The 12,441-nt window shown below is 66.4% G+C and carries 11 protein-coding genes and 1 pseudogene; 6 read left to right on the plus strand and 6 right to left on the minus strand.

What is annotated here, in order from left to right; translation table 11 throughout:
- Window positions 1-430: 430 nt before the first annotated feature.
- Window positions 431-790 (minus strand): aspartate 1-decarboxylase, encoded by a 360-nt coding sequence (panD, locus tag BLU04_RS00735; RefSeq protein ID WP_093280963.1) that lies wholly within the window; start codon window positions 788-790, stop codon window positions 431-433.
- Between the two features lie 63 nt (window positions 791-853).
- Window positions 854-1,282, minus strand: a complete 429-nt coding sequence (ndk, locus tag BLU04_RS00740) for a nucleoside-diphosphate kinase (protein ID WP_093280965.1) — start codon at window positions 1,280-1,282, stop codon at window positions 854-856.
- A gap of 101 nt (window positions 1,283-1,383) precedes the next feature.
- On the opposite strand from ndk, the gene trpS reads away from it, so the two are divergent.
- From trpS to BLU04_RS00770, 6 genes are read left to right on the plus strand one after another with little or no spacing between them, the layout of a single operon-like run.
- Complete coding sequence (trpS, locus tag BLU04_RS00745; protein WP_093280969.1) at window positions 1,384-2,361, plus strand: tryptophan--tRNA ligase; 978 nt, start codon at window positions 1,384-1,386, stop codon at window positions 2,359-2,361.
- 10 nt (window positions 2,362-2,371) lie between these two features.
- Window positions 2,372-3,298 (plus strand): segregation/condensation protein A, encoded by a 927-nt coding sequence (locus BLU04_RS00750; protein ID WP_093280972.1) that lies wholly within the window; start codon window positions 2,372-2,374, stop codon window positions 3,296-3,298.
- Window positions 3,295-4,266 carry an SMC-Scp complex subunit ScpB gene (scpB, locus tag BLU04_RS00755; RefSeq protein ID WP_093280974.1) on the plus strand — a complete coding sequence of 324 codons (972 nt, stop codon included), beginning with the start codon at window positions 3,295-3,297 and terminating at the stop codon, window positions 4,264-4,266. The genes BLU04_RS00750 and scpB overlap by 4 nt, the downstream gene beginning before the upstream one ends.
- Before the next feature lie 5 nt (window positions 4,267-4,271).
- Complete coding sequence (locus BLU04_RS00760) at window positions 4,272-5,222, plus strand: chorismate mutase (protein WP_093280976.1); 951 nt, start codon at window positions 4,272-4,274, stop codon at window positions 5,220-5,222.
- 9 nt (window positions 5,223-5,231) lie between these two features.
- Window positions 5,232-6,827 (plus strand): hypothetical protein, encoded by a 1,596-nt coding sequence (locus tag BLU04_RS00765; RefSeq protein ID WP_093280979.1) that lies wholly within the window; start codon window positions 5,232-5,234, stop codon window positions 6,825-6,827.
- A gap of 19 nt (window positions 6,828-6,846) precedes the next feature.
- Window positions 6,847-7,848: a bile acid:sodium symporter family protein gene (locus tag BLU04_RS00770; protein WP_093280981.1), complete on the plus strand. Its 1,002-nt coding sequence runs from the start codon at window positions 6,847-6,849 to the stop codon at window positions 7,846-7,848.
- A gap of 234 nt (window positions 7,849-8,082) precedes the next feature.
- Here the strand turns inward: BLU04_RS00770 and BLU04_RS00775 are convergent, their stop codons facing one another.
- The 4 genes and pseudogenes from BLU04_RS00775 to BLU04_RS00795 form a co-directional block, all read right to left on the minus strand.
- Entirely contained in the window at window positions 8,083-8,388 is a 306-nt protein-coding gene (locus tag BLU04_RS00775) for a twin-arginine translocase TatA/TatE family subunit (protein ID WP_197672988.1), read from the minus strand.
- 46 nt (window positions 8,389-8,434) lie between these two features.
- A pseudogene (locus BLU04_RS17205) lies at window positions 8,435-10,160 on the minus strand (nitrate ABC transporter ATP-binding protein).
- 2 nt (window positions 10,161-10,162) lie between these two features.
- Complete coding sequence (gene ntrB, locus BLU04_RS00790; protein WP_093280989.1) at window positions 10,163-10,960, minus strand: nitrate ABC transporter permease; 798 nt, start codon at window positions 10,958-10,960, stop codon at window positions 10,163-10,165.
- A gap of 7 nt (window positions 10,961-10,967) precedes the next feature.
- On the minus strand, window positions 10,968-12,266 hold the full coding sequence (locus BLU04_RS00795; RefSeq protein WP_093280992.1) for a CmpA/NrtA family ABC transporter substrate-binding protein: 1,299 nt from the start codon (window positions 12,264-12,266) through the stop codon (window positions 10,968-10,970).
- Window positions 12,267-12,441: the final 175 nt, after the last annotated feature.

The following is a 12,441-nucleotide window of genomic DNA, read 5'->3' on the forward strand; positions in this document are numbered from 1 at the left end:
CGTATTTTTTAACCGATCCCCTTGTCTCCGACTCAGAGAGAGTGCGCAAGTCCTCTCGACTTGGCAAGTCCCAACCCACCGGAAACACGACGGAGCCCTCCCCTCCCCACACTCTTTTCGGCAGAATGAAGGGAAAGTGAAGGGGGAAATCAGGGAAAAGAAAGCTCCGCCAGCACTCCAAGGCATAGTTCCTCCCAAGCGGACAGGGGAACTAGCGGACCCTTTCTATCCGAAGCGGGCGGCCTAATGCGGTGCCGCTCCGAACAGTTCAGGCCTATCAGACAGGGAGGTCCAGGAGGGGCAAAGCCCCTCTTGCGTCGTCTAATACGTGCGGGTTACATCCACCTGTACAGGGTCTCTGCCCGGTCCCGAAGGAGCATTCACCGCCAACCCGGGTCCCCTCCCTGAACGTCGATTCAGAGCAGACGCGCTACTTTTCCGAACGGACGATGGCGTTCTTCTCGTCGAGGACGAGGACCTTCGGCTTATGCGTCGGGGCATCGGCTTCGTCGACCTGGGCGAAGGCCATGATCGTGAGGCGGTCGCCGATCTTGCCGAGGTGGGCGGTCGCACCGTTGAGCTCGATCCGCCCCTCGCCGACCGCGCCGAGGATGACGTAGGTCTCGAAGCGTTCCCCGTTGGCCATGTTCCCGACGAGGATCCGCTCGTATTCGCGGAATCCGGCTTTCTCCGCCAGATCGGCCGAGATCGTCAGGCTCCCCTCATAATGAAGGCTCGCCCCCGTGACGGCGGCGCGATGAAGCTTCGATTTGAGGAGGGTAACCAACATGGGAAAGCTAAATAGTGTAAAACAACTATCGTTTCGCGCAAGCCGCCAGGTTGAGCGTCCGAACTAGACGCGGGCGTAGTCGAAGATTTCGCCGTCCTTGAAGAAGCGGGCGAGCTCGAGCTTCGCGTTCTCGGGCGAATCGGAAGCGTGGACGACGTTCACCATGACGTCGACGCCGAAGTCGCCGCGGATCGTGCCGGGGGCGGCCTTCTTCGAGTCGGTCGGCCCGAGGAGGTCGCGGACCTGGCCGATGGCGTTCTCGCCTTCGAGGGCGAGGGCGATCACCGGGCTCCCCTGCATGAACGACTGGACTTCAGGGAAGAAAGGCTTCGACGCGATGTGGGCGTAGTGCTCCTTCAGGACGACCTCGCTCAGGGCGATCATCTTCACGCCGCGGATCTTGAGACCGGCCGCCTCGAAGCGTTTGATCACTTCACCGGCGCGCCCTTTGGTAATGCAATCGGGCTTCAACAAAATCAACGTGGTTTCCATAGGAGAAAAGGACGATAGCGGGATTCCCGCGCCACAAAAGCCTTTTTCTTAAAAACGCGTCAAAACTCGACAAGCCCCGCCTCCTCTCGCATTCTCCCCCGATGCGTGTTTTTTCGGGAGTCCAACCCTCGGGGGCGCTCCATCTGGGCAACTACTTCGGGATGATCGAGCGGGCCATCGCCTGGCAGGCGAAGGCGTCGGAACCGATCTATTTCGTCGCCGATTACCACGCCCTCACCAGCGTCTCCGACCCCGCCGCCCTCCGGCAGAGCGTCCGCGAGGTGACCCTCGCCTTCCTCGCCTGCGGCCTCGACCCGAAGAAATCGATCTTCTTCCGCCAGAGCGCCGTCCCCGAGGTCCACGAGCTCGCGTGGCTCCTCTCCTGCGTCACCCCGATGGGGCTGCTGGAGCGGTGCCACAGCTACAAGGATAAGACGGCCCGTGGCCTCGCCGCCTCGCACGGCCTCTTCGCCTACCCCGTCCTCATGGCCGCCGATATCCTCCTCTACCAGGCGAACACCGTCCCCGTCGGCAAGGACCAGAAGCAGCATATCGAGGTGGCGCGGGACATCGCGATGAAGTTCAACGAGCAGTACGGCTCGAAGAGCGATCCCGTCTTCACGATCCCCGAGCCCGACATCGCCGAGACCGTCGCCGTCGTCCCCGGGACCGACGGGCAGAAGATGTCGAAGTCCTACAAGAACACCCTCGACCTCTTCGGCGACGCGAAGGCGTTCTCCAAGGCCGTCATGGGGATCAAGACCGACTCGACCGCCGTCGCCGACCCGAAGCCGACCGAGGGTTCGACCCTCGTCGCCCTCCACGCCCTCGTCTCGACGAAGGAGGAGACCGGGAACTACATCGCCGACATGCAGAAGGGCGGACGGGGCTACGGCGACTACAAGAAGGAGCTGCTGGCGAAGCTCGACGCCCGCTTCGCCCCGATCCGGGAGAAGCACGCCGAGCTGGCCCGCGATCCGCAGATCATCGACGACGTCCTCGCCGACGGCGCGCGCCGCGCCCGCGCCCTGGCCGAGGGAACCCTGGCCAAGGCCCGCCGGGCCGTCGGCATCCTCTGATCCCATCGCCATGTCCGAGACGCCCGACATCGCCGCCGCCCCCGTCCAGGCCGAGCTCGACCTCAAGGTCCGCCTTCCCGTCTTCGAGGGGCCCCTCGACCTCCTCCTCTATCTCATCCGCAAGGAGGAGATCGACATCTACCAGATCCCGATCGAGAAGATCACCCAGCAGTACCTCGACACGCTCCGCCTGATGCAGCTCCTCGACCTCGAGGTCGCCGGGGAATTCCTCGTCATGGCGGCGACGCTCCTCCACATCAAGAGCCGGATGCTCCTCCCGCAGGACCAGCAGCCGCCGCTGGAGGAGGACGAGGAGGAGGATCCCCGCTGGGAACTCATCCGGCAGCTCGTCGAATACAAGAAGTTCAAGGACGCCGCCCACCAGCTCGAGATCCAGAACGCGACGCAGGAGAAGATCTTCCAGCCCGCCTTCAACCCGAAGAGCCTCAACGAGCAGCTCCAGGCCGCCGGGGCGAAGGGCGTCGAGGCCGGGATCTTCGACCTGATCACCGCCTTCCAGAAAGTCCTCGCCCGCCTCCAGCCGAAGCAGGAGAGCTACACGGTGATGGAGGAGCGATTCACCGTCAGCGACAAGATCATCCACGTCCAGCAGCTCCTCTCCCAGCGGGAGCGCATCCTCTTCCGCGACCTCTTCCCCGAGGACGCCGGGCGGACGGAGATCGTCGTCACCTTCCTCGCCCTGCTGGAGCTCATCCGCCTCCATCAGATCACCGCCGTCCAGGACGAGGTCTTCGGCGAGATTCAACTCGTCAAAGCCGCCCCGGTGTACGAGACTCCCACTCCGTCCGAGGAAGAGCCGGGGGTGGACGCCGTCGAGGTTGAGCCGACTCCCGCTTCCGCCGAGGACGAGATTCCCGACCCTGTTCCCGATTCCTCCGTCCCCGATTCCGTTCCACCCGAAGCCGAAGCGCCATGACCGACGACGTCCTCCCTCCCGAATCCGACATCCCTGCCAATACCGATACCGTCCTCGATATCGACGCCGCGGCTCCCGAGAGCGACGGGGCCGATGCCGCGTCGACGCCCGATCCCGGCTCCCTGCCCCTCTCGTCCGAGACGTTCACCCCCTCCGGCCCCGTTCCCGCCGACCTCCGCCAGGTCGTCGAGGCGCTGATCTTCGCCTCGTCGAAGGCCCTCACCGCCCGGCAGCTCCTGAACATCCTCACCCGGAGCAACGAGACCCACGGCGCCGACTTCCATCTCTTCAAGGAAGTCACCGAGGACCAGATCCTCGACGTCATCGTCCAGCTGAAGGAGGAGTACGCCACCGCCGTCCCTTCCCGGGGCCTCCACCTCCAGCAGATCGCTGGGGGCTTCCGCTTCGGCACCCGGCCCGAGACCGCCACCTGGGTCCGCCAGCTTTTCGATGAAACCCGGCCCGCGAAGCTGAGTCAGCCTGCATTGGAGACTCTTTCCATCATCGCCTACCGCCAACCCATCTCCCGCGCCGATGTCGAGGCCGTCCGCGGCGTCGCCATCGACGGCGTCGTCTCGACCCTCCTCGAGCGCCGCCTCATCAAGCTCGCCGGGCGCTCCGAGGCTCCGGGCCGCCCCCTGCTCTACGAGACGACCCCCGAGTTCCTCGAAACCTTCGGCCTGAAGGCCCTCGACGAGCTGCCGAACGCCGACGAGCTCCGCCGAATCCCCCTCCCCGTCCAGACTCCCGCCAAGAGTGAAAGTGAAAGCGAGAGCGAGGCGAAGCCCGAGGCGGAAACCGCCGCCGCCACCGAAGTCCAACCCGACCTGACACCCGAGACGGCGACCGAAACCATCACCGAGACCGTCATCGATCCCGAGACCGAAAGCGCCGAGATCAGCGAGACCGTCGTTGAAATCGCGCCCGAAGTCCCGACCGGAACCGACGAGACCCATCCTTCCGCCTAGGCCCCATGCCCGCCCCGTCCGCCAACCCCGCCGTCCTCACCCCCCTGCGCAAGGAGATCGAAACGCTCGACCGCCGCATCGTCGCCCTCCTCAACAAGCGCCTCGAGGTCTCGACCCGGATCGGCGCGATGAAACGGGAGCAGAAGACCCACAACCACTCCTTCGACGCGAACCGCGAGGAGAGCCTCCTCCGGCTCCTCATCGGAGAGAACCCCGGCCCCCTCTCCGCCGCCAGCCTCCGCGCCATCTACCGGGAAATCTTCTCCAGCTCCCGCGCCCGCCAATCGCCCCTCACCATCGGCTACCTCGACGGCGACGGCACCCATGACGAGTGCGACCACCACACCCCCCTCCTCGCCGCCTGCTCCCGCTTCGGCGTCGAGGAGCACTACCGCGCCGTCCCCCGCCCGCAGGCCCTGATCCGCGAGACCGCCTCCGGCCGCCTCACCCTCTCCCTGTTCTGCCCCGAGAGCCTCCTCGCCTCGGGCGAGGCCATCGCCAAGGACCTCTACGTCTGCGGCGAGATCGTCCTGAGCCCCGCCATCCCGCTGGGCAAAGGGAAGGGCAAAGGCAAGGCCGACGCCAAGACGCAGAAGGCCGAACTTCCCTTCTTCCTCCTCACCCGCCGCGAATCGGAACCCGCCTCGACCGCCCTCCTTCCCGGCACCCGCCTCCTCTTCCTCGCCACCCGGCTGGGGCAGGCCAAGACCTCGACGGCGAAACTCGCGGCCTGGTGCCGCGCCCGCCGCGCGCGCCTCCTGATCCAAAAGAACGGAGCGGCCCTCGTCTCCCTCGAGATCGGAACCAAGGGCGCCGCTCCCGCGCCCCTCCCGCAGCTCGAGGAAAGCCTCCGCGCCGCCCTGGTTGGCTCCCCTCTTTCCTCCAAGAAAAGCAACGCCCCGCGCCTCCTCCTCCTGGGCGCCTACCTCGCCGAAGAGACGGTCACCCCCGCCTAGGCCCCCACGATGTCCACGCCCGACCAGCCCACCCCCCAGCCGATCAAACCGGCTCCCGTCACCCCTCCCCCGACCTCCGCGCCGAAGCCGACGTTGCCCTCCCCCCTCGCGCCGCCCCCTTCCCTCCCTCCCCGCGCCGCCGTCCCGTCGACCCCCGCGCCGATCTCGCTGACGCCGCCTCCCACGAAGGCCGTCCCTCCGCCCCTCCCCACGCCCCCTCCGGCGGCGCTCGCGAAGCCCGAGCCTGTGAAGCCCGAGCCCGTGAAGCCCGAGCCCGTGAAGCCTGCCCCGGCTCCTCCCGCCGCGGTCTCGCCCGCGCCGCCCAAGTCCCGGCTTCCCCTCCCCCTTCTCTCCCGGAGCCGCACGACGCGGGAAACCGCCGCATCGATCCCCGCCGGCCCGTCGACCCCGGTTCCGACCCCGGGCCTTTCGACCGCCGAAGTCCCGGTCTCCCCGGCTCCCGTCACGCCCGCCTCCGCGCCGAAGAAAAAGAAGCGGATCCCCCCGATCGTCTCCCGCATCCTCGGCTGGATCCTCGCCATCGCGCTGATCGGGGGCCTCGCCTACGGGGCGGTCTATTACCTGCGGCAGACCCAGATGCAGGGCATCATCGTCGCCCCCGATTATCTCCTGCCGGAAAAAGTCGCCATCATCCGCGACTTCTCCGGGGACATCTCGGCCCTGCGGGTCGAGTTCCGCTCCGCCCGCGCCCCCTTCGAGCGCGACCTCGCCGAGAAGGAGCTGAACCTCAAGCGGATCGCGAGCGACCTCGCCGTCGTCGAGCAGCGGAAGAAGCTCTACCAGCAGGAAGCCGACGCGGCCAATGCCGAGGTCGCCGCCATCCTCGACCGGGCGCGGAACGAGGCCGACGCCGTCTGGAAGAACACCGGCGGGGCCCTCGACGCCGAATACCAGGCGAAGACCGACGCCTTCATCCAATCCCTCGTCGACCGGGCCGCCGCGATCAAGCTCCCCTTCACGCTCAATCCCGACGCCAACCCCCTCCGCTCCCCCGACGTCTGGGCGAACGCCTTCCGCCTCGCCCTCTACAATCCCCCCGCGCCGATCAAGCCGGTGGCAGAGCGCGAGTGGCTGGAGAAGCAGCTCGCCGAATGGCACGTCTACGAGAAGGGCTATGACGAGCGCCGCACGGCGATCAAGGCGCAGGCCGCCGCGATCCGCAAGGCCGTCTCCCCGAAGATGGACGAGATCCGCGTCCGGGTCGACAAGGCGGCCGCCGACGTCGCCGCCGCCGAGGCCGACGCCGCCCCCCTGCGGGACGAGCTCGCCAACGCGAAGGTCGAGACGGAGGGAGCCCGCACCCGAATCGTCGACCAGCGCGCCTCCTACGTCGCCCAGCTCCAGGACATCCCGAAGCGGAACCTCATCCAATCCCTCCCCGTCGACCACCGGGGCCGCTTCCGCTGGGAACACCTCGAGGCCAATGCCCAGTTCCCTCCCGGCAACTATCTCCTGTGGGTCGAATTGAAGAAGGACGACCAGCCCTACTGGGCCGTCGTCCCCTTCACGATCAAGGAATACCAGCGCCTCAGCCTCGTGCTGAAGCCCGGGGCCTTCGTTCCGGCCCTCGACCTGATCAAATAGGCTTCCAAATAAAGCCGCTATGGCCGAGGCCAAAGTCCACTGGGTGCGCAGCAACGGCTTCGTCCTGGGACTCGGCCTCGCCGTCGTCGTCGCCTTCCTCGTGCCTGGCCCCGGCTCCCGCGACGGCCTCCTCCATCCCGAGATCCTGAACAACGTCGGCGTCGCCCTGATCCTCTTCCTCCAGGGCCTCTCCCTTCCGTTCGAGAAAATCAGGAACAGCCTCGGCCAATGGCGGCTCCACCTCGTCATCCAGGGCTTCACCTTCGTCCTCTTCCCCCTCGTCGGCCTGCTGCTCGACGCCCTCCTTCCCCGCCTCTGGACCTCGGAGCCGATGGCGATCCGCAGCGGCTTCCTCTACCTCTGCGTCCTTCCCTCCGTCGTCTCCACCTCGGTCGTCTTCACCACCACGGCGGGAGGGAACACCGCCGGGGCGCTCTTCAACGCCGCCTTCTCGAACCTCCTCGGCGTCTTCGCCACCCCCGTCCTCGTCCACTGGCTGATGCAGAGCGCGGGGCACGGGGCGATGCCGCCCTTCGGCCCGCTGCTGCTGAAGATCACCCTCCTCACGCTGATCCCCTTCAGCCTGGGCGCCGCCCTCCGGCCCCGGCTGCGCGAATGGTTCGACCCGCGCAAGGCGTGGGCCGCCCGGATCAGCAACGCCGTCATCCTCTGCATCGTCTACACGGCCTTCTGCGACTCGGTGGCGGAACGGATCTGGAGCAAGTACAGCTCCCTCCTCACCGTGCAGATCATCGCCGTCGTGATCGCGCTCTTCGCCGGGATCTCGTTCCTTGCATGGGGACTCTGCAAGGCGTTGCGATTCGACCGCGCCGACACGATCGCGGCCTACTTCTGCTCGGTGAAGAAGACCCTGGCGATGGGCGTCCCGCTGGCCGCGCTGATCTTCGGCGCGCGGCCCGATCTCTCCCTGATCCTCCTGCCGATCATGCTCTATCACCCGCTCCAGCTGATCGTGAACGGGATTCTGGCCAATCAGTTGTCGAAGGGGGCGCGAAGTTGAGGGGCATCCCCTTCGGGGCAGGGTAGAATCGCTTCGCTTCCCTGTACAGCTGGAGGCAACCCGCTTTAACGCCAAGGAGCGGGCTTCGCCCCTCCTTGAACCTCTCCCGTCAGAGGCGGTAGGAGGAACTGTGACTTCGATCTAAAAGGCGATGCCCCTTCGGAAGGCGGTACTCAGCTGTTTCTAACGCGCCTGGGAGGAATCACGCGTCCCTGTGCCAGGGAACCGCAGCGGTTAGTGCGCGTCCTTCTTCACTTCGGCAGGGGTCGCCGGAGGCTGGATCGTCTGCTGCGTCGGGAGGGCCGGAGGCACCGCCGAGGTGGCCGGGGTGACGGGGGTCGCCGGGGTCTCATGGATCGAGGTCTTCACTTCGCGATCGAACTCGTCCTTCGCTTTCTTGAATTCGCCGAGGCTCTTGCCGAGGCCGCGGGCCAGTTCGGGAAGCTTCTTCGCGCCGAAGAGGAGAACGAACAGGATGAAGATCCAGAAGAACTCCATGCCGTGGGGAAGCAGGGCGAAAAAGGGCAGCGTCGTGTGCATGAAGGAAAGCTAGCTTACTCGAGGGGGAAGAACAAGACGGCGTTTTCTAATGGTCCGACGGTTTTTGCCCCCGATAGGCCCTCTCTTCCAGGAAGGTGATGAGCTGCATCCGGAGGGTGTAGTAATCGGGGTGTTCCATCACGGCCTTCCGGTCGCGGGGCCGGGGAAACGGGACTTCCATCACCTCGCCGACCTCGGCGGCGGGGCCGTTCGTCATCATCACGATCCGGTCGGCGAGGAATAGGGCCTCGTCGACATCGTGGGTCACCATGAGGGCGGTCTTCCTGTCCTTCCGCCACAACTCGATGAGGACCTGCTGGAGCTCGAACTTCGTCAGGCCGTCGAGCATCCCGAAGGGCTCGTCGAGCAGGAGCATCTTCGGCGAGAGGGCGAAGGCCCGCGCGATGCCGACCCGCTGCCGCATCCCCTGGGAGAGGGCGGCGGGGCGCTGGTCCATCGCCTCGCCGAGGCCGACGAGGGTGAGGTAATACTCGGCGATCTGATGCCGCTCCTCCCGGCTGGCGGTGTAGAAGACCTGGTCGACGCCGAGGAGGACGTTCTCCCGCGCCGTGAGCCACGGGAGGAGGCAGGGGGACTGGAAGACGATCCCCCGGTCGGGGCCGGGGCCGACGAGCTCGCGGCCCGCCAGGATCATCCCGCCCGCCGTCGGCTCGTTGAGCCCGGCGACCATCGAGAGGATCGTCGACTTGCCGCAGCCGGAATGGCCGATGAGGCAGACGAATTCCCCCTTCCGGATCGTCATGTTGAAGTCTTTCACGATCACGGCCTCGCCCTTCGGCGTGGGGTAGATTTTCGTGATCTGGGAAAGGTCGAGATAGGCGTCGTCGATCATCATGGGGAAATCAGGCGGAGGTTTCGATTTTCTCGACCTTCTTCTCGTCGGGCCGCTTCGGCTGGCGGCCGAAGGTGAACGGCTTCCGGGGCAGGGAGAGGTCTTCGGGCTCGATGTTCGGAAGGATGAGTTTCTTCTCCAGGGTCACCTTCGGGCGGCCTCCGGGACCGAGGAGGTATTCGATCACTTCCTGGCGGATCGCCTTGAAGCGGGGATCGTTGTTGAGGGCCTTGCGATCGCGCGGGCGCTCGATATCGACCTTCACGGCGGGGCCGAGGGTCGCGCCCGGCCCGGCGGTGAGCGGGATGATCCGGTCGGCGAGGAGGATCCCCTCGTCGACCGAGTTCGTGATGAGGACGACGGTCTTCTTGTCGTGCTCCCAGATCTTCTCGATCTCGTCCTGGAGGGTCGCCCGGGTCAGGGCGTCGAGGGCGGAGAGGGGCTCGTCGAGGAGGAGGATCTGCGGGTTCATCGCCAGCGCGCGGGCGACGGAGACCCGCTGGCGCATCCCGCCGGAGAGTTCGGCCGGACGCCGTTCCCGCGCGGGGGAGAGGCCGACCATCCTCACGTACTTCTCCACGTGGGCGGCCCGCTCTTCCGCCGTCTTCTGCGGGAAGACCTGGTCGACGGCGAGGGCGATGTTCTCCGAGACGGTGAGCCACGGGAGGAGGGAATAGTTCTGGAAGACGATGCCCCGCTCGGGGCCGGGCTCGGTGATCGCCCGGCCGTTCATCTCGGCCGTCCCGGTGTCGGGGAGGAGGAGCCCGGCGAGGAGGGAGATGAGGGTCGTCTTCCCCGCGCCGGAGTAGCCGACGATGGCGAGGAATTCCCCGTCCTCGACGGCGAGGTCGATGTCCCGCAGGACGGGGCGGCCGCCGAAGCCCTTGGAGACGTTGCGGAGTTCGAGGAGGGGGGGCATGGCTAGATGGTCTTGAAGCGCCGCTCGATGACGCTCATGATCCGGTCGAGGATGAAGCCGACGAGGCCGATGGTGAGGATCGAGAGGATGATGTGGGCGTAGTTCGGCGCGTTGTATTCCTGCCAGAGGAAGTTCCCGATGCCGGGCCGCCCGGTCAGCATCTCGGCGGCGACGATGACGAGCCACGCGATGCCGAGGCTGAGGCGGAAGCCGGTGAACATGTAGGGAAGGGTCGCCGGGATCAGGACCTTGAAGAGGGTCTTCGAGGGGGAGAGCTTCAGCACCTTCGCCACGTTGAGGTAATCGACCGGGACGGCCCGGACGCCGACGGCGGTGTTCAGCACCGTCGGCCACATGGCGCAGATGGCGATGGTGAAAAGCGCCCCCCATTCGAGGGCCATCCGCCCCGTCGAGAGGAAGAGGACCATCCCGAGCGGGAGCCACGCCAGCGGCGAGACGGGCCGGAGGATCTGGATGATCGGGTCGAAGGCCTGGGCGAACCGCCGGGAGAGGCCGAGGCAGAACCCGATCGGCGTCCCGACGACGAGGGCGAGCGCGTAGCCCTTCGCCACCATGACGAGAGAGTACCACGTCAGGAGGAGGATCCCCTGGTCGACCTCGCCCCGCTTCGTGAGCGGCTCCAGGACGTAGAGCTTCGACTCCTGCCACGTCGCCGCCGGGTTCGGCAGCGCGGGGGAGACGGTGACGCTCAGCAGATACCAGAACAACAGCGCGGCGAGGAGGCCGAGCACGGGGAGGATGACCGCCTCCGCCTTCAGATTCTTCAGCTTGGGACTCATGGAATGGCTAGCCCTTCAGCGAGTTCACGGCGAAGCCCTTCGCGTAGGCCTCGGGCTTCGCGGGATCGAAGGTGACGCCGTCGAAGAGGGTCTCCGGCTTGTTGTCGAGGCCGCCGTGGGCGTAGCCAATCTCCTTCATCGCCTCCTCGTAGATATCGGGCCGCATGACCTGCTTCGCCACGCCCTCGTAATCGGGCGTCCCGCCGACGAGGCCCCAACGCTGATACTGGGAGAGGAACCACTTCGCGTACTTCGGCTGCGGGTAGTTGCAGTTGTTCCTGCTGAAATACATGCAGTGCTCGGTGTCGGTCACCTTGCGCCCGTCGCCGTAGTCGAGCTCGCCCTTCATCCGCTTCAGGATGACGTCGGCGGGGCAGTTGACGTAGCTCGGCGCGCTGACGATCTGGCAGGCCTCGGCGCGGTTCGCCATGGTGTCGAGCCAGACGCTCGCCTCGTGGACCGCCTTCAGGACGGCCTTCACGGTCTTCGGGTTCTTCGCGGCGAAGTCGGCGGTGAAGGCGCAGACCTTCTCGGGGTGGTCCTTCCAGAGGTCCTGGGTGGTGACCGAGGTGTAGCCGATCCCGTCGGCGATGACCTTCTGGTTCCACGGCTCGCCGACGCAGAAGCCGTCCATCTTGCCGATCTTCATGTTCGCGACCATCTGCGCGGGGGGGACGGCGATGAGGCTGACGTCCTTGTCGGGATTGATCCCGCCCGCGCCGAGGTAGTAGCGCATCCACATGGCGTGGGTCCCGGTCGGGTAGGTCATGGCGAAGGTGAGCGGGGTGCCGGAGGCCTTCGCGGCGTCGGCCAGGGCCTTCAGCGCCTTCGGGTCCCCGGCGACCTTCCCCTTGAAGGTATTGGAGAGGCTGATCGACTGGCCGTTCCGGTTGAGAAGCCACGGGATGACCATCGGAACCTTCGGCGCGCCGCCGATCTCCATCGAGGAGGAGAGCGGCATGCCGATCAGCATGTGGGTCGCCTGGAGGTCGCCGGTCGAGAGGGAATCGCGGATGGCGGGCCAGCTGGCCCCCTTCGCGATGGTGGCGTTGATGCCGTACTTCTTGAAGAAGCCCTTCTCCAGGGCGATGACGAGGGGGGAGCAATCGGTGAGGGCGATGATGCCGAAGCGGAGGTCGGCGACCTCCGGCGCGTCGGAGGCATAGGCGGAGCCGACCCAGCCGAACGGCAGGCCCGAAAGGAGGGCCGAGGCGGTGAGGCCGCCTCCCGCGAGGCGGAAGAACTGGCGGCGGCTGACGGAACCGGCGGCGACGGAAGGAAGGGAGGCGGGGGTTTCTTTTTTCATCGGGGGGGGATTCGTTCGTGCTGGGGTTGGGTGAGGATTCGGAGGTCGGCGGTAAAGGATGTCGTTGATCTGGGGAAAGCAGTCGCGGTGCCACGGCATTTTTTCCGGGCCAAATAAGGGACTCATTATTTCGGGCTCTATCATGAATTTTGCTCATGAGGCTCGGGAGCAAGAA

Source organism: Verrucomicrobium sp. GAS474, assembly GCF_900105685.1.
Lineage (GTDB): Bacteria > Verrucomicrobiota > Verrucomicrobiia > Methylacidiphilales > GAS474 > GAS474.